Source organism: Paradevosia shaoguanensis (genome assembly GCF_016801025.1).
GTDB lineage: Bacteria > Pseudomonadota > Alphaproteobacteria > Rhizobiales > Devosiaceae > Paradevosia > Paradevosia shaoguanensis.
This window is the reverse complement of record NZ_CP068983.1, coordinates 256369-274488: the sequence shown is the minus strand read 5'-3', so window position 1 is coordinate 274488 and position 18120 is coordinate 256369. Positions and strand designations below refer to the sequence as shown.

At 63.0% G+C, this 18120-nt stretch carries 13 protein-coding genes; 5 read left to right on the top strand and 8 right to left on the bottom strand.

Annotation, left to right across the window (positions count from 1 at the left end; all coding sequences use genetic code 11):
• Positions 1-184: 184 nt before the first annotated feature.
• The 7 genes from JNE37_RS01275 to JNE37_RS01245 all read right to left on the bottom strand — a co-directional run bounded on the left by JNE37_RS01275 (position 185) and on the right by JNE37_RS01245 (position 9605).
• Positions 185-1108, bottom strand: coding sequence for a DMT family transporter (locus tag JNE37_RS01275; protein WP_203065067.1), 924 nt, complete (start codon positions 1106-1108; stop codon positions 185-187).
• 142 nt (positions 1109-1250) lie between these two features.
• Positions 1251-4586 (bottom strand): efflux RND transporter permease subunit, encoded by a 3336-nt coding sequence (locus tag JNE37_RS01270; protein WP_052014889.1) that lies wholly within the window; start codon positions 4584-4586, stop codon positions 1251-1253.
• A 2-nt stretch (positions 4587-4588) separates the two neighbouring features.
• Entirely contained in the window at positions 4589-5797 is a 1209-nt protein-coding gene (locus tag JNE37_RS01265) for an efflux RND transporter periplasmic adaptor subunit (RefSeq protein WP_203065066.1), read from the bottom strand.
• Between the two features lie 17 nt (positions 5798-5814).
• The gene (locus tag JNE37_RS01260) at positions 5815-6369 is read right to left on the bottom strand and encodes a PadR family transcriptional regulator (protein WP_035027807.1); all 555 of its coding nucleotides are present in this window, start codon (positions 6367-6369) and stop codon (positions 5815-5817) included.
• Between the two features lie 179 nt (positions 6370-6548).
• The gene (cysQ, locus tag JNE37_RS01255; RefSeq protein ID WP_203065065.1) at positions 6549-7367 is read right to left on the bottom strand and encodes a 3'(2'),5'-bisphosphate nucleotidase CysQ; all 819 of its coding nucleotides are present in this window, start codon (positions 7365-7367) and stop codon (positions 6549-6551) included.
• A gap of 5 nt (positions 7368-7372) precedes the next feature.
• On the bottom strand, positions 7373-8245 hold the full coding sequence (gene nadC / locus JNE37_RS01250; RefSeq protein ID WP_211200053.1) for a carboxylating nicotinate-nucleotide diphosphorylase: 873 nt from the start codon (positions 8243-8245) through the stop codon (positions 7373-7375).
• 310 nt (positions 8246-8555) lie between these two features.
• Positions 8556-9605 (bottom strand): LacI family DNA-binding transcriptional regulator, encoded by a 1050-nt coding sequence (locus JNE37_RS01245; RefSeq protein WP_203065064.1) that lies wholly within the window; start codon positions 9603-9605, stop codon positions 8556-8558.
• Between the two features lie 142 nt (positions 9606-9747).
• Here JNE37_RS01245 and JNE37_RS01240 point away from each other — a divergent pair, with 142 nt between their 5' ends.
• The 5 genes from JNE37_RS01240 (at position 9748) to JNE37_RS01220 (ending at position 17029) form a co-directional block, all read left to right on the top strand.
• Positions 9748-12534, top strand: a complete 2787-nt coding sequence (locus tag JNE37_RS01240) for a glycoside hydrolase family 2 protein (protein ID WP_203065063.1) — start codon at positions 9748-9750, stop codon at positions 12532-12534.
• Between the two features lie 195 nt (positions 12535-12729).
• Entirely contained in the window at positions 12730-13815 is a 1086-nt protein-coding gene (locus JNE37_RS01235) for an ABC transporter ATP-binding protein (RefSeq protein ID WP_203065062.1), read from the top strand.
• 110 nt (positions 13816-13925) lie between these two features.
• Positions 13926-15206, top strand: a complete 1281-nt coding sequence (locus JNE37_RS01230) for an extracellular solute-binding protein (RefSeq protein ID WP_035027797.1) — start codon at positions 13926-13928, stop codon at positions 15204-15206.
• 63 nt (positions 15207-15269) lie between these two features.
• Complete coding sequence (locus tag JNE37_RS01225; protein ID WP_035027794.1) at positions 15270-16148, top strand: carbohydrate ABC transporter permease; 879 nt, start codon at positions 15270-15272, stop codon at positions 16146-16148.
• Positions 16149-16201: 53 nt separating this feature from the next.
• Entirely contained in the window at positions 16202-17029 is an 828-nt protein-coding gene (locus JNE37_RS01220) for a carbohydrate ABC transporter permease (protein WP_203066289.1), read from the top strand.
• Between the two features lie 57 nt (positions 17030-17086).
• Here JNE37_RS01220 and JNE37_RS01215 read toward each other — a convergent pair whose 3' ends face one another.
• Positions 17087-18115: a GntR family transcriptional regulator gene (locus tag JNE37_RS01215; protein WP_203065061.1), complete on the bottom strand. Its 1029-nt coding sequence runs from the start codon at positions 18113-18115 to the stop codon at positions 17087-17089.
• Between the last annotated feature and the right edge of the window lie 5 nt (positions 18116-18120).

Sequence of the window (18120 nt, the reverse complement as noted above, 5' to 3'; positions counted from 1 at the left end):
GAGCGGGCGGGACCTGGCGCCGCCCGCACTCGATACACGTTCCCCGGCGACGGCCCGGGGATCAGACTACGGCCCAGCGCATGTTGCACGATCTTCTAGGCCTTTGCCGGACGGGAGAGATTTGAGCAACACAGCTCTGGCGGCGCGCAACGCGCGCTGCGTACCGCAGCCGGAGCGTGCCCCCTTACGCTGCAGCCTTCCGCGAAAACAGTTCGCCCCCATTCACGATCACAATTCCCGCCAGTACCAGCAGAGCTCCGATGGCGAATGAGGGATCGATCGGATCGTGCAGCACGATCACGGCGCTGGCCACGCCGAAGAGCGGGGTCATGAAAGAGAGGATGCCCAGGCGTGTGGCGAGGTAGCGCTTGAGGAGCCAGAACCAGACGAGGAACGTCAGCAGCGTCACCACCACCGACTGAAAGCCGAGGCTCGCGATGGCAACCGGCGTGAATTCGACGTGGGTTGCGCCCGTCACCACTGCGATGATCAGCATGAGAATGGTCGCGACGGCGACCTGGTAGAACAGCGTCTTGGCGGCAGGCGCCTCCGAGATGCGGCTATTGCGGATGACCACAGTCGTAAAGCCCCATGACGCCCCGCCCAGCAGCGCCAGGAAGTCGCCGAGGAGGACGTTGCTGGCCTCTCCGCCTGCGCCGCCATTGCCGACAAAGGCAATCCCCACACCGATAAAGGCGACGAGCACGCCCAGCCATTGAATGTGCGACATACGCTCCTCGGGCAGGCGCAGGTGAAGCCCAAGCGCGGCCCAGATCGGTGAGGTGTAGACGAATACCGACACATGCGAGGCATAGGTATAGTTGAGCGCCCAGGCGATGAAGAGAAACTCGAGCGTGAAGAGCACGCCGATACCGATGCCCGGCGCGAGTGAGCCGTCGCGGAACTGGCCGAGACCATCCTTGGCGACGAGGTAGATTCCAAGCACAACCGCCGTGAAGCCGGAGCGGATGGCGATCTGCATGACGGTAGTGACATCGGGCGCCGCCAGCTTGATGGCCACCTGCTGGAAGCCCCAGCACAGGCACAGCACGAGCATGATGCCGAAGGCCGTGGCGTCGAGTGGCCGGCGGACTGCTTTGATTTGCATAGAAGGACTCGGAACCTGACGAGAGGTCCGCACCATCTGCCGGAGGGCAGGGGAGAGCAACCGCAATTTGGCGATAGCTGCCGTGAAAAACACGAAAGGGCCCGCATCGCTGCGGGCCCTTTCTCATGTTCTGCTGATTGCCTTACTCGGCGGCATCCTGGCGGGACACGATGGTCACGCCGTCCTTTTCGGTTTCGACCAGGCCGTTGCCATCGGTACGGATGTACTTCTTGGCGCTGTCGGCATCCGGCGGGATCTCCACCGCCACGCCTTCCGGCGTTTCCGCAACCTGGCGGCGACGGAAGGGCGAGAGCAGGGCGCCGAAGCCGCGGCCGATGAGCGTACCCACCCAGCCGAGCTGGTGCTTGATCACGTGCGGGGCCGTGATCATGGTCGGAACCATGATCAGGGTCAGGGCCGTCGAGAAGAACAGGCCCGAGACCAGTGCGGCTGACAGGTGCACGAACCAAGAACCGGCGAGGCCCCCCACCACAATTTCGCGGCGGATGAAGTCGAACTCGATGTTGAGCGCCATCGGGATGACGCCCAGCGCCGTCACGGTCGCGGTCAGCAGCACCGGACGCACGCGCTGTGCGGCCGTGAGCAGCATGGCCTTGACCGGCTCGACGTCATCGTCGCGACGGTAGTGGTTGTAGGTGTCGATCAGCACGATGCCGTTCTTCACCACGATACCTGCCAGGGCCACGATACCCAGGCCCGTCATGATCGCCGAGAAGCTCATGCCGGTCACCAGCATGCCTAGCAGCACGCCTGCGAGAGACATGATCACCGTCGAGAGTGTCACCAGCACCTGGTAGAAGCTGTTGTACTCAAGCAGCAGCACGAAGAAGATCAGGAACATCGCCATGCCGAATGCCTGCACGATGAAGGCATTGGTATCGCCGATCTGCTCTTCCGCACCGCCATAGGCGATGTTGATGGTCGAGGGCCATTCCTGCTTGGCCTGCCAGGCCTTGAGTTCCTCGATCTTCTGGTCCGTCGCTACACCCGGCAGCAGGTTGGCAGCCACGTTCATCACGTAGACGCCATTGCGACGCTGGATGTTGGCCACCTTCGGTACGGCCTTGCGCTCGATGAAGTTCGAGACAGGGACGAGACCGGCAGTGGTCATGATGCGCAGGTTGTCGAGCGTATCGAAGGTGCGCTCGTCCTGCGGCAGGCGAACGCGGATATCGAGTTCGTCGGTCGCATCATCCGGACGGTACGTGCCCAGCTTCACGCCGGAAGTCACGAGCTGGACATAGGGCGAGAGCTCACGCACGCCGATGCCGTACTTGGCAGCTTCCGCACGATCGATCGTCACTTCCCAGTCGATACCGGGGGAGGGGCGGCCGTCTTCGACGTCCACCGTATCGCCCAGGTCGTTTTCGATGAAGTTGCGCAGCTTGGCAACCGCAGGAGCGAGGTCGGCATAGTTGGTGCTTTCGACGCGCAGGTTGATGGCCTTGCCTGCCGGCGGGCCGTTTTCCTGAGCGGCGATCTGCACCTGCAGACCCGGGATGTCCTTGGTGCGCTCACGGATATTGGCAAAGATCTCCTCAGCCTTGACGCGGTCGTTCCACGGCAGGAGCTGCAGGTTGAACTGGCCGATCGTATCCGGCGGGGCGCTCGAGCCCATCATGTTCCCGCCCGAACCGGCGAAGGTCATGATGGAGTCTTGGATGCCCGGAACCTGAAGGATCTGCGTCTCGACTTCCACCAGCAGGTCACGGATCTCGACCGGCGAGTAGTTGCCGCGGGCGATGACGTTGACCGTGCCGAATTCCGGTTCGGACGCCGGGAAGGCTTCCATGCCGGTTGGGTGGGTGATGTAGAGGCCGAAGATCACCGCGATGATGCCCAGGCCCACTGGCAGGGTAATCAGCGGGTAGTGCAGCAGCACCGAGAGCAGGCGCACGTAGTGACCGGAGAAGCCGCGAACCTTCTTGAGGTCGAACTTGTCCGGATACATCACGATATCGGCGGCTTCCTTCTCTTCTTCATCGATATGGGCACGGGCGATGATGCCGCCGATGACCGGCATGAAGATGAGGGCAGAGACCAGCGAGGCCACCATGACCACGATCACGATGATCGGCAGGTAGCTCATGAACTTGCCGATGATGCCCGGCCAGAAGAGCAGCGGAATGAACGCGCCGAGCGTCGTGAAGGTGGCCGAAACCACCGGCACGAACATCTTGCGCGCGGCCATGATGAAGGCTTCCTTCTTGTCGTAGCCTTCGGCGAGCTTTCGTTCCGCGTATTCCACGACCACGATCGGGTCGTCCACGAGCACGCCCACTGCCAGCACGAGGCCGAACATGATCATCATGTTGACGGTCATGCCCATGAGCTGGACGACGAGGAAGGCGATCATGAACGAGATCGGGATCGAGGTGCCGATCATGATGGCAGGACGGATACCGAGGGTCGCCACGCAGGTGATCATCACCAGCGCAACGGCGGTCAGCACGGCTGCTTCAAGCGAGCGGTAGAGGCTCTTGGTCGAGTCGGCCTGGTCCACCAGGAACGAGTGCTCGATGCCATCCGGCCAGCTGGCCGTGAACTCAGACGTAACCTTGCGGACTTCGTCGGAGATTGAGATGACGTTGGTGCCGAGCTTCTTGACCACGCCCAGGGTGATGGCCGGCTGGCCGTTCACATGGGCATATTCGGTCGCGTCCTTGAAGGTACGCTGGACAGTGGCCACGTCGCCGAACGTCACGACGGTATTGCCGTCGGTCTTGAGCGGCAGCGAGTAGACGTCGGCGGCATTGGTGATGAGGCCGGGCACTTCAACGTTGAAGGCACCCTTGCCGGTGTCGAGCGTGCCGCCGGGCACGACCATGTTGTTCTTGGCCAGCGCGTCCATGAGCTGGGCAGCGGTGAGGCCGTAGGCTTCGAGGCGATTGGTGTCGATGGTGACGGCAAGCATCTCATCACGTGCACCCGAAATGGTGACGCTCTGCACGTCCGGAATTTCTTCCAGGCGCTTCTTGAGATCCTTGGCCTTCTCGACGAGGGCGCGCTCAGGCACCGAACCGTAAAGGGCAACCGACAGCGACGGCATGCCCGAGAACGAAATCTCGGTCACCGTCGGGGTGGTTGCATCGGTCGGCAGGTCGCCGGTCACGCCGTCGAGCTTGGCGCGGATGTCGGCGAGGGCTTTGTCCTTGTCGGCATTCACGTTGAACTCGAGGAAGACCGAGGCATGGCCGGTGGTCGAGGTCGTCGAATAGTTCTCGAGACCGTCGAGGTCCTTGATGCGGTCTTCGATAGGCTTGGCCAGCAGGCGCTCGGCGTCATAGGGCGAAACGCCGGTCTGGCTTACCGAAACGTAGAAGTAGGGGATATCGATGGCCGGGAAGCTTTCCTTCGGCAGCGACGTATAGGCGCCGAAGCCCGCGATCATGAGCAACGCCATGATCGTCAGGACTACTCGCGGCATCCGAAGGATGCGTTCGATGAAATCAAGCATGATTAAGCCCCATCAGCCTTGCTGGCGTTCACGGTCTGCCCGGTCTGGACGAATTCCTGCCCGACAGTGATGACATCCAGCGTCGTGGGCAGGCCCGTGACCAGAACGCCATCGCGTGTATCGCTAATGATGGTGACCGGGAAGAAGGCCACCTTGTCGTTCTCGACGGCGCGCACGCCAAGCGTGCCTTCGTCGTCAAGGGTCAGCACAGACTGCGGCAACAGTTGAGCTGCGGCGGAGCCGAGATTGACTGTCGCCGATGCGGTCAGGCCAGCCTGGAGCGAGCCATCGGCATTGGGGATCTCGATCTCGATCGGGAACGAGCGGGTAGCGGCATCGGCCACCGAGGCGATGAAGCTGACCTTGCCCTCGGCGGTCTTGCCGGTAACGGTCGAAACCGTGGCGGGCAGGCCGAGGCGGGCATAGCCGATCCGGGCTTCCGGCACGTTGCCGGTGAAGAGGATCGGGTCCATCTGGACGATCGTAGCGCAGGGCGCACCGGCAGAGAGCATGGAGCCGACCGTGGTCAGCGGATCCTGCACGATGCCGCCGCTCTTGGCCCGGATTTCGGTGCGGTCGAGTTCGGCCTTGGCCTGGTCGACGGCCGCCTGGGCGGCCTTGAGCGAAGCCTCGACGCCAACCAGGGTGTTGGAGGCGGCGGAGCCCTTGTTCACCAGCGCCTGCGTGCTGGTATAGGCCGTCTGCGCCTGGGCGAGGGAGGCCTCAGCCTGTGCCACGGCAGCCTGGCGGGTACCCTGGTCAAGGGTGCAGAGAAGATCGCCGGTCTTGACCGCCTGGCCCTTGGACACGGTAACCGAAGCCACGATGCCGGTGGTTTCGGCAGCAGCGGTCACGGTGGCCTTGGCCTTGGTCTGGCCGCGAAGCGGAACTTCGATCGGCATGTCCTTGGCGGTGAAGGTCTGGATGCGCACCGAGCGGGCCGGCGCGGTTTCACCCTGGGTCTTTTCCTGCCGCTGGGCAATGGTCAGAGCAGGGTCGACGTCGGTATGGTGCTCGGGTTCGGAGAGTACGCCCGAAGTTTCGAGCGCAGTCTTGACCGGGCCTTCCTTGCCGCCGTCAACGAGTTCAACGATATGGCGTTCGCCATTGCCCGGACCCTGGCCGCCCTGAATGAGCGTCCCGGTCGAGAGCCATGCGCCTGCCGCCAATATGATCAGGAAGGCTACGCCGTAAGAAAAAAATGCACGCATAATCTAAAAAACCCCCGCTATTCTGCCGCTTCTGCGGCCTCGGTGTCAGGGCGCGCCATCGCGATTAGCTCGCGCATATGGGAAGCCATATGCTGCTGCGCAACCTCCATCACCGATAATCCGTAACGAACCACCCAGGCGTCTGCGGCGCTGAGCGGCTGGTGAGACTGGAGGACGTCCTCCAGCTTTTTCTTGTCTTCACCCATCTTGTTCAGCTGCTCGTTGAGCCGGGTCTCGACCAGGCTGGCCGGCAGCAGATGCGCGTAGCGCGCGAAGAGGAGGAAGGGTGAACGGTAGACATCTTCGCCAAGCGGCTCGAACAGCGACGCGACGAAGGCGCGCCGGCCGGCTTCCGTGATGGCGTAGATTTTCTTGGCCGGCTTGCCGTCCTGCGGCTCGACACGGCTGGTGACCAGGCCTTCGGCTTCCATCTTGGCTAGCGCAGGGTAAATCGAGCCGAAGCTCGCTTCCACGAAATAGGCGCACTCGCCCTCCACCGTCATCCGGCGAATCTCGTATCCCGTCGCTTCGCCCTCATAGAGGATCGAAAGGCAGACCGTTCTGACATTCATGTGGCTGGTCTCCGGCGAACACTATGCTCGCCAAGTATATGGCGGCCGTATATATGCCGAACGAGTATATGGCAAGCTTGCTGAGAGTCGGAAGGCGCGCGACCGGTTAACGCAGTCTTGTGGGCTTGCAGGCGGGTCGCGGATACAAAGGCGTTTACAGACAACGCCTTACTGGAACCTTAGTCGGGAAGCTGCAAATCCGCTACATCCCGCATTTGCATGGCTGCCTTGCGCGCAAGGTCTGGACTGCTGGCTGCCACGAAGAACGGATTAATAAACCCATTTGCGGCTTTTCCATAGCGAAGCGGCTGTTCGTCGAGCGTGATGACCACGCCGCCGGCTCCCTCCAGAACCGCCTGGCCAGCCGCGGTATCCCACTCGGATGTAGGCGTGAAGCGCGGATAGAGTTGCGCATCGCCACGCGCCAGCAAGCAGAACTTGAGCGATGAGCCGACCGACACGTCGCTTTCGACTTTGAGCGCATCGATCAGGCTGGCCAGCGCCCTGTGTCCGTGCGAGCGGCTGGCGACCACGCGCATCGGCGCGCTACAATCGACATGGATCGCCACCCGCTCCTCGGCGCGGCCATCGACGATGCGGCAGGCAAAGGCCCCAGCCTTGCTTCCCGCGAAGCATTCGCCGGTCGCCGGCGCGAGCACGACGCCGAGCGTTGGCGCACCGTGTTCCACCAGCGCGATATTGACGGTGAACTCGCCATTGCGTTTGACGAATTCCTTCGTGCCGTCGAGCGGATCGACCACGAAGAATCGATCGCCAAGGACGGGGATGCGTCCCGCAGCTGCACTCTCTTCCGCCAGCACCGGAATACCTGTTGGCGCCAGCATGCGCAGGATCACGGCCTCGGCCGCAGCATCGGCCTGGGTGACCGGTGAGCCGTCAGATTTTTCAATGACCTCGAACGGACGGCTATAGACGTCGTTGATCACGCGCGCGGCGGCGATCGACGCATCGAGCATGAGTTCGAGAAGGTCGGTCATGGTGTTCAGTGGCCGATCTCGATATCGAGCCCGAGATCGAGTGGGCGGGCAGACATGGTAATCTGGCTGGTCGAAATATAGTCGACACCGGTCGCCGCAATCGCCTTGAGGCGCTCCAGCTTGACGCCGCCGGAAGCCTCCAGCGTTGCGCGGCCTGCCGTGAGCTCGACTGCCTTGCACAATGTCGCATCGTCCATGTTGTCGAGGAGAACGATTTTGGCGCCAGCTGCCAAAGCCTCCTCCAACTGCTCGAGCGTTTCGACTTCGATCTCGATGGCGACCAGATGTCCCGCAAAGGCGCGCGCAGCCTTGAATGCCGCCGTCACACCACCGGCGACGGCGATATGGTTGTCCTTGATGAGTATCGCGTCATCGAGCGCATAGCGGTGGTTGACGCCCCCGCCGCAGCGCACGGCGTATTTCTCGAAAGCGCGCAGCCCCGGCGTGGTCTTGCGCGTGTCGCAGATGCGCGTGCTGGTGCCTTCCAGCTCACGGGCATAGATGCGTGTGAGAGTTGCGATGCCGCTGAGGTGGTTGATGAAATTGAGCGCTACGCGCTCGGCCATCATCATCAGTCGGGCATTGCCCCATACGCGCGCCACCACGGTACCGGCTTCTACTGTGTCGCCATCCGCCACCGACGCTTCGAAAGTGAGGCCGTCGCCGATCAGCCGGAACGCCGCAGCGGGCAGGGCAAGACCCGCGATCACGCCGGCTTCGCGCACCGAGAGCACTGCTGCCGCTGTCGCCTGTGGAGGAAGCGTTGCCTGGCTGGTCAGATCGCCTGCCAATCCCAGGTCTTCCTCGAGCGCGGAGAGGACTGCCTTGTCGACCAACGGTCGGGGCAGTTCAGCCACCGGTGAAGTGATGATATGCATGTCCCGCCTCCCGGCACGTTGGCGTCGGTTTACGCGCGCACGCGCGTACTGACAAGACGTCGCGGCCTTGGGTCCGTACTCAATTGCACCCGTAGATGAGGTTGCGATGGTCGCCCCATCCACCGGACTTCCCCGGACTTGATCCGGGGCCCATTGCCACCCTCCACTCGAGTGGAGGAATCCGTGGGCCCCGGCTCTGCGGCCGGGGAAGTCCAGTAGTTGTGGCGTGGCCGACGGACAGCGCTTCCGTTGGAATTGTCGGATGGGGAGATAAGCGCTCTGGGGGCGCCGGGACTTATTGAGTACCGACCTAGCTGCGAGTCTTCGCTGGCGGTGCGATCGAGCCGCGCGGCACTAGCGGGCATTCCATCTTGATCTTGCGAGCGCTGGTGTCGCCGGCCCGTCGATCGAGCAACGCGCCCACGGCCCAGCGAGCCATTTCATCGTGCGGCAGGATCACCGTCGAAAGCGGTGGCTGAGCATAGGAGGCGAGGTCTTCGTCGTCGAACCCGACGATGGAAATATCGTCTGGCACTCGCAGTCCCTTTGCCCGAACCGCATCATAGGCGCCGATCGCCATACGGTCGTTGAAACAGAAGATCGCCGTCGGCGGGTTGTCGAGTTCGAGCAGCTTTGCGGTGAGCTCGCGCCCGCCATTGACCGTCCAGCCCCCCGTAACCAGCAGGTCGGGATCGACGGCGACATCCCAGGTCGTCAAGGCCTGGCGGTAACCCTGCGCGCGTGCCCGTGCTGCCTCGATCCACTGCTCACCCGCGAGGTGCGCGATCCGCCGGTGCCCGACCTTCAGCAGCGCCTCCGTAGCAGCGTGCCCGCCGGCCACGTCACCGGGAACGACGGACGGGTAACGCGCACGCTTCTCATAGCAATTGAGCAAAACCGTAGGCAGGTTGCCGAGCCGCTTGGGCATATCGGCGAGCTGGGTGGTGACCAGCGTCGCATAGATCACCCCGATGGCCTTCTGCTGCGCCAGCATTTCCAGCGCAGCGTTTTCCAGCTTGGGGTCGCCGCGCGTACAGAAAGTCGCCAGCAGCACATCCTGCAGCGCGGCTTCGTCGCGCGCGCCTTCGATGAAGGGCATGGCAAAAGGCGTGGTGCTCACCTCATCGAGCAAAAGGCCGATAACGGGGGAGGCGTTTTCCGGAACGGAATGGCGCGGCCCCTTGCGATAGCCGAGCGCCTCTGCCGCCTCGAAAATGCGCTGGCGGGTCGATTCCGACACACGCGCATTGGCAACGCCATTGAGCACGAGCGACACCGTCGCCTGCGAAACGCTGGCGCGTTCCGCCACGTCGATCATCGTTGCTCGTTTACCCATGTCCTCAACCGGTTGATCGGTCACTGCTAATCGCCTTCCTGCCACGGGGCGCCGCCGTTTGCCAAAGTTATTTGCAAAGGCCGCTCCCGCTGCGCTCTTGCCAAGGCCGGAATCCTCGACTAGCGTTGCTAATAATATAACTAATAAGATTACCCAAGGGGGAGTCATGACTGTACGGGCAACCGTGACCGAGGCCGGCGCGCGCGAGACCATCTCGCTGGACGGTGCCTGGAACTTCCGCATGGATGGCGAGACGAGCTGGCGCACGGCCAATGTCCCCAATCCGTGGCAGGCCGAATTCGCCGATCTGCGCCACTCCTTCGGCAAGGCTGTCTACACGCGTGGCTTCGTCCTCCCGTCCGAATGGCAGGGCAGGGAGATCGCCATCCGCTTCGGCGCGGTGAACTACTTCTCGGAGGTTTACCTCAACGGCAAGCTGCTCGGCTCGCACGAGGGCGGCTATCTGCCCTTCGAATTCGTGCTGCCGGCTGCTGACCTCGCAGGTGACAACACTATCGAAGTCCGCGTGGCGCTCCCCAATGCCGATGCCAGCCAATATCCGGACTACCCGTTCGGCGAGATCCCGCATGGCAAGCAGAGCTGGTACGGTCCGCTAGGCGGCATCTGGCAGTCCGTGACGCTGGAAGCACGCGACCCGCGCCATCTCGTCAATGCCGCGATCCGCTCTGATCTCGCCACCGGCCGCGTGACCGCGAAATTGGAATTCTCGGCCGCCGCGCAAGGCGCCGCGGTTGAAGTAGTCGTCACCGGCCCTGGCGGCGAGGAGGTCGCAGCCGCCTCGGGTGCAGCTGGCTCGGACATCTCCTTCACCATCCCGAACGTCGCGCCCTGGTCGCCGGAATCGCCCAGCCTCTACAGCGCCCGCGTCGACCTCAAGGCCGCCGACGGTTCGCTCATCGACCGCAGCCGGCATACCTTCGGTTTCCGCACCATCGAGACGCGCGACGGCAAGTTCTTCCTCAACGGCCAGCCGCTCTATCTGCGCGGTGCGCTGGATCAGGACTATTACCCCGAAGGCATCTGCACGCCGCCCTCGCTCGAATTCCTTGAGGATCAGGCGCGCAAGGCCAAGCAACTCGGCCTCAACCTGCTGCGCTGCCACATCAAGGTTCCCGATCCGCGCTACCACGAGGTGGCCGATCGCCTGGGTCTCCTCGTCTGGACCGAAATCCCGAACCTTCAATATTTCTCGCAGCGCGGCGGTGAACGTCTGCGCGAGACCATGGCCGGCATCCTGCGCCGCGACGGCAACCACCCCTCGATCATCGCCTGGACGATCATCAACGAGGACTGGGGTACGCGCGTCTATGAAAGCGCCGAGCACCGGGAATGGCTCAAGGACACCTATGATTGGCTCAAGGGCGAGGACCCGGCGCGGCTCGTGGTCGACAACTCTGCCTGCATCCCGAACTTCCACGTCAAGACCGACATCAACGACTACCACTATTATCGCTCGATCCCCGAGCGTCGCGAGGAATGGGAGAAGCTGACCGAGGAATTCGCTGCCGGCGCCGATTGGACCTTCAGCCACCATGGCGACGCCGAGCGTCGCGGCGACGAGCCGCTGGTCGTGTCAGAATTCGGCGTCTGGGGCCTGCCTTTCCCCGAGCAGATCCGCACCGCAGAAGGCAATGAGCCGTGGTGGGCGGAAACCGGCGGCAATTGGGGCGATGGCGTTGCCTATCCGCACGGCATCGAGAACCGCTTCGCAACCTACCATCTGGCCAAGGTCTTCGGCTCGTTCGAGGGGTTCATCGAGCAGGTGCAGAAGTACCAATACGCCAATCTCAAATATGAGATCGAGTCGATGCGCGCCTATCCCTCCATCCAGGGATACGTCATCACCGAGCTCACGGACGTGCATTGGGAAGCCAACGGACTTCTCGATATGAACCGCAACGTGCGCGGCTCGCTCACCAATTTCCACGAGGTCAACGCCGACCTCGTCATCGTTCCGCAGCTGGAGCGCCACTCCGCTGTCGCGGGCACCGAGGTCTCGCTCAGCCTCAAGGTCGCCACAGGTGGCCGATGGGTTCCGGCCGGCGCAAAGCTCCTCTGGTCGGTCGAAGGCGGCCAGTCCGGCGAAATCGCGGTCCCTGCTACGCCCGGTCTCGCCGTCGCTGACCTCGGCGCCCTGCGCGTCCAGCTTCCCGAAGCGAGCGAAAGCCGTATGGTGAAGGTGTCGCTGGCCCTTGAGGCTGCCGGCGCCGAGCTTGCCCGCAACCATATCGAAATCGCGGTTTATGCGCCGCGTGTAACTTCCGGTCTCCCCAAAATCGCCACGAGTGATGCCGGGTTGGCTGCCCGCGTCACGGTGCTCGGCTACGAAGTGGTAGACGCAGCCGCTGCCGACGTAGTGCTGACTCGCTCGATCGATCCTTCCGACGTAGCTGCCATGCAGCAGGGCGCACGCTACGCCGTGCTCGCCGACGGCAAGGCCAAGACCAATCGCAACCTGCGCACCGATGTGCCGGCACGCGAGCAGCCCTTCATGCCTATTGTCGATGAGACGCCGGGGCAGCCGATGGGCGCCGAGGCGCTTCTGCCCAATATCGGCCTCGTCGAACGCCAGGGTACCATCTGGCGCGGCGACTGGATCGCCAGCTTCAGCTGGATCAAGCGGCAGGGCGCCTTCGCCACGCTGCCGGGCGGTCCGTTGCTCGATGTCTCGTTCGACAAGGTCGTGCCGCGCCACGTGCTGACCGGCTTCCGGTCCTGGGAATATGATGGGCTCGTCCATGCCGGATTGGCGGTGGGCTACCTCAACAAGCCGGCCGCGCTCATCGCGCAGCGCTCTATCGATCGGGGCGGCGTGGTCGTCACCACGTTCCGTCTCACCGAGGACGCCCCCGGCGCCGATCCTGTAGCTACCGCACTTCTGGATGCAGTGATCCAGACCGCCGCAAAGCTGGATGGAAAACCAAAGGCCTGATTTAGAAACAATAGTGAAATCAGTGACTTGATATAAATATCAAACTATCGGGTGCATATCGAATTTCGCGTTGACAAAGGCGACCCCTAAGATAGTTTGACCGACAGGGAGCAGCGCCGGGGTAACCGGCGTGGATCGGGCAAGGCCGGTCCGAAATTTGAGGCCGACTTCAGGGAAGGCCGAGGGAGGAAAAGCGTGGCTGATATTCGGCTCAAGAGCGTCAGCAAGCATTTCGGTGCGGTGCGCGTGATCGAAAACGTGTCGCTCAACATCGAATCCGGCGAGTTCATCGTGTTCCTCGGGCCATCGGGCTGCGGCAAGTCCACGCTGCTGCGCATGATCGCCGGGCTGGAGGGCGTCGACGCCGGCGAAATCTGGATCGGCGACCGCCGGGTCGACCAGCTGCCGCCGGCCCAGCGCCAGATCGCGATGGTGTTCCAGAACTACGCGCTCTATCCGCACATGACGGTCAAGGACAACATGTCCTTCGGGCTCCAGAACATCCGCATGCCCAAGGCCGAAATCGAGCGGCGCATCGCCAATGCGGCCAAAACGCTCGAGATCGACCACCTGCTCGAACGTAAGCCGGCCCAGCTTTCGGGCGGCCAGCGCCAGCGCGTCGCCATCGGCCGCGCCATCGTGCGCGATCCCAAGGCGTTCCTGCTCGATGAGCCGCTCTCCAACCTCGATGCCGGCCTGCGCGTGCGCACCCGCGTCGAACTGGCCCAGCTCCACCAGCGCATGCAGGCGACGATGATCTTCGTCACCCACGACCAGACCGAGGCCATGACGCTCGCGAGCCGCATCGTGGTGCTCAACAACCGCAAGGTCGAGCAGGTCGGCACGCCCATGGAAATCTATTCGCGCCCGGCCTCACGCTTCGTCGCCAATTTCGTCGGCTCGCCGTCGATGAACTTCCTGCCGGTGAGCCGCGTGACGGATCGCGATGGCAAGGCGCTCGTGACGCTGCCCGACCAGTCCGAGATACAGACGCAGATCCCGACCAATTCGCTGCCGAGCGGGGACGGGCTGACGCTGGGCATCCGTGCCGAAGCCGTTCGCGTGGCCGTCGATGGCAGCACCAGGGGCAAGTCGGACGTTATCGAGCGGCTGGGCGAGCGGACGTTGGCCTATGTGCGGCTGTCGGACAATTCCACCATCGTCGCGGAGGACACCGGTAACAGCCGGTTGGCGGTGGGGGAAAGCGTGAGCCTGCGGCTCGATGGCGCTTCCGCGCATCTCTTTGATGCGCAGGACAAGGCGTATCACGCCGCCAGTTGAGACTACCCCGGCGCTCCGGCAGCTCCAGCCGGGAAGCCGAGGGGGATCGGCAGATCCGGAACATTTGCCGAAAGGGCGCTTGGAGCGTTTACCCACAAGGGAGGAATAACGTGAAGACTTTGATGAAGCTGGCAATGGTGACAACCGCGCTGATGTCGTTCAGCTCGATGGTCCATGCCAAGGAAACCGTAGTTTGGTGGGACTTCCTGAGCGGCGGCGACGGCGTACGCATGAAGGCGCTGCTCGACCAGTTCAACAAGGAGCACGCCGACACCATCGAAATCCAGGCGACGACGCTGGAATGGGGCACGCCCTTCTACACCAAGGTGCAGACCTCTGCCGCCGTTGGCGAGGGTCCCGATATCATGACCTATCACCTCTCGCGCCTGCCGCTCGGCGTCTCGACCAACACTCTCGGCGAGATCACTGCTGACGATCTGGCCGGTGTCGGCCTCAAGGAAAGCGACTTCGCTGCCACCAACTGGCAGGCCGCCCATATCGACGGCAAGCAATACGCCGTGCCCTTCGATATCCACTCGATCGTCCTCTACTACAACAAGGACAAGCTGAAGGCTGCCGGCCTCCTCGATGACAATGGTCTGCCCAAGGGCCTGGATGGCGTCGATAACTTCAAGGCAGCCCTCCAGAAGCTCAAGGACGGCGGCACCCAGTACGGCGTTTCGACCGCTACCGCCGACGGCGCTACCCAGTGGCGTATCTTCTACTCGCTGTTCAACCAGCAGGACGGCAAGTTCCTCGCCGACGACAAGTTCCTGGATGGCGACAATCTCGACAAGGCCGTAAAGGCCGCCACCGTCGCAGCCGACTGGGTCAAGGATGGCCTGGCTCCCGCCACCACCGAATACCCGGCTTCGATCGCGCTCTTCACCTCGGGTGAAGCGGCCATGCACATCAACGGCGTCTGGGAAGTCCCGACCTTCACCGACTTGGCTGCCAAGGGGCAGCTCGGCTTCGAATGGGGCGCCGTGGCCCTGCCGACCTTCTTCGATCACCCGGCTACCTGGGCTGACTCCCACTCCTTCGCCATCCCGAACAATGTCGGCAAGGACATGACCCCGGAAAAGCGCAAGGCCGTGATGGAAGTCATCGCCTGGATGAACCAGCACTCGCTCTCCTGGGCCGGCGCCGGTCACATCCCCGCCTATGGTCCGGTTCGCGACAGCGCCGAGTTCAAGGCCATGCAGCCGAACGCCACCTACTCGGTGCTCGCTGAAACCGCTGCCTTCGACCCGGTCTCCAAGCTCGCCGGCGTGGCTTCGCCCGTCTACGACGCCGCCGGCAATTACCTGATGCCGGCCGTCAATGGCGAGCTGGAAGTCCAGCAGGCCATGGAAGAGATGCGCGACGACCTTCAGGGTCAGGTCGAGTAACAACCAAGCGAAGCCGGCCGCCTCAAGCGGCCGGCTTCGAGCCTTCGGGCGAGGGGACTTTCGATGATCAAGAACCGGACCGCCGAAGTTACAGCAGCGCTGATCCTGGTCGCGCCCTTCGTGCTGATCTATGCCGTGCTCTTCATCTATCCGACCATCCAGATGGTCGCGATGAGCTTTACCAACGCCCCCCTGATCGGCGAGGGCGAATGGGTTGGGTTGAAGAACTACGCCAAGATGTTCGCCGACCGCAAATTCCAGACCTCAGTCATCAACACGTTCTATTTCGTACTGCTGACGGTCATTCCGAACACGCTCATCGGCCTCGCCATCGCCATGATGGTCAACCGCCTCAAGGGCTGGCAGCAATCGCTGATCCTGGCGCTGTTCTTCCTGCCCTACATACTGCCGGTCTCCGTTGTCTACCGCATCTGGAACTGGATGTTTGATCTGCAGTTCGGCGTCATGCAGTACCCGATCGAGTTCTTCACCGGCCAGCGCATCCCGGTCTTCCGGACGCCTGCGCTCTTCCTGCCGGCCGTGGCCTTCGTCACCATCTGGTGGACCTGCGGCTTCAATATCCTGCTGTTCCTGGCCGGCCTGCGCGCCATTTCCCCGGAGATGTACGAAGCCGCATCGCTCGACAATGCCGGGCGCTGGAAACAGTTCACCCGCATCACCTGGCCATTGATCTGGCCGGTCACGGCGCTGGTGCTCACCATCCAGCTCATCTTGCAGCTCAAGATTTTCGACCAGGTCTATCTCTTCGTGCAGGGCGGACGCGCCGACCCCTCCATGGTCATGGTGCAGTACATCTACGTTACCGCCTTCCAGAAGAGCCAGGGCGGCTACGGCGCGACCATCGCCGTCGCTCTCTTCGTCATCATCATTGCCATGTCGGTGCTGCAGTTCACCGTCCTGCGTGCGCGAGGTGAAAAATGAGTGCCGTTACCGAAAGCAGCGCCGGCACGATCTCGCAGCGCCAGCTCCGCACGCTGAAGGCCTTCGACCTCGGCGGCGCGATTCTCGCCGTCATCACGGTCCTTTCGGCCATTGTCTGGGCCTTCCCGCTCTACTGGGGCATCATCACTACCCTCAAGCCGGAATTCCAGGTGGTCGAGCCCGGCTTCAATCCGTGGCCGCGTACCTTCACGCTCGAGGCCTATATCCACATCCTGACCCACACCAATATCGGGCTCTGGTATCTCAACTCGCTGATGACCTCGCTGGCCGTTACCGTGCTCGTGGTGCTGATGGGAGCAGGGGCCGGCTATGCGATCAGCCAGTTGGATTTCCCCGGCCGCCGTATTCTCTGGTTCATGATCCTCGCCAGCTTCATGGTGCCGATCCAGGCCCTGATCGTGAATCACTTCGTGCTGATGAGCCAGTTCAAGCTCATCAACAGCTGGCTGGGCGTCATCCTTCCGCAGCTCATCGTTCCGGTGGTGGTGATCGTCTACAAGCAGTTCTTCGATAGCGTGCCCAAGGAATTCCGCGAGGCGGCGGTCATGGACTCCGCCAGCGAGTTCCGCATGCTCTTCAAGATCTTCCTGCCGATGAACTGGGGCGTCACGACCGCGCTCGCCATCATCACCTTCATCGGCGCCTGGAACGCCTTCCTCTGGCCGTTTCTCATCACCACCAAGGAAGAGATGATGAACGTCACCGTCGGCATCACTCAGGTCCACGATGCCTTCGGCGTGCAATACGCTCGCGAGCTCGCGGCCGCCGTCCTGGCGGGCCTGCCGGTGGCGATCGTCTATCTCATCTTCCAGCGCCGCGTAACGCAGGCGATCATGCTCTCGGCCGGCGTGAAGGGCTGAGGACTCCCTTCTGTTCAGCCTGAAGGCCCTGCTTCTCCCGGCAGGGCCTCTTCTTTTTCAGGTGCTTTCGACGGGCAGCAAGTAGGGCGGGTACCGGTCCTTGTCCAGCGGCGGCAGGTCGATCATGCGCGGCACCGTGCTGGCCTGCGCCCGGATAAGGTGCTGCCGCAGCGCGTCCGCTGCCCCATCGGGATCGCCGGCAACGATCGCCTCGAGCACCGCCAGGTGTTCTTCGAACGCCAGCACCATCTTGGGCGTCGATCCATAGCGCTCGAACGTATGCATCGTCGTGATCAGCGAGCGCTGGCTGTCCTTGATGATGCGCACCATCTGCACATTCGGGCAGGCATGCACGATGTCGATATGGATATCGCGCTCGACCTGGTTGAGTTCAGCCGGCGAAACGTCTCCGCGCGCCATCACCGCCTTCAGCCGGTCCCGCGCCGCGATCACGCGGTTGCGGTCGAGCAGCGGGTAGGCGCGCTTGAGCGCCTCGGGCTCCATCAACTGCCGGATCTCGTAGTACTCCGAGATCTGATCGGGCGTGAGCTTATCTGCATACCAGCGCAGCTTGTCCTGCCGCACGAGCCCGACAGTTTCGAGCCGCGTCAGGATCACGTGTGCCAGTGTCGGGCTGATATGGTGGTGCTCGGCCATGGCCAGCCGGTCGATGGCGAAGCGCCCGAAGGCCACGCAGGAGGAAATGGTCGCCTCGACCTGCGGATAGATCCTGTCCGACGCCCCGGAAAGCCCGAAGGCGTCCCGGTCGCTCTGGCTGAGCTCGAGACCCGCCTCGTAGAGGTCCTTGCGTACCGGTGCCACCGGGCGACCCGTATAGGACACGATGAGGCCGCGCCCGCCGAAGCGCAGTACAAGCCAATCGGCCGCCAGCTGTTCGAGCGCGGTGCGCGCCGGACCGCGGCCGATATCGAGCGCTTTCGCGATCGCGGCTTCACCAAGCACGAGTCCGTCGGGAAACGTGCGTTTCTCAATGTGGCGCCGCAACAGCGCATAGATGGACTGGCTGATCTGTCTGGGGGCGCCAAGTCCCTCTGGCAGGTCCAGAACCTCAGGATCGTTCGTCATCGCCG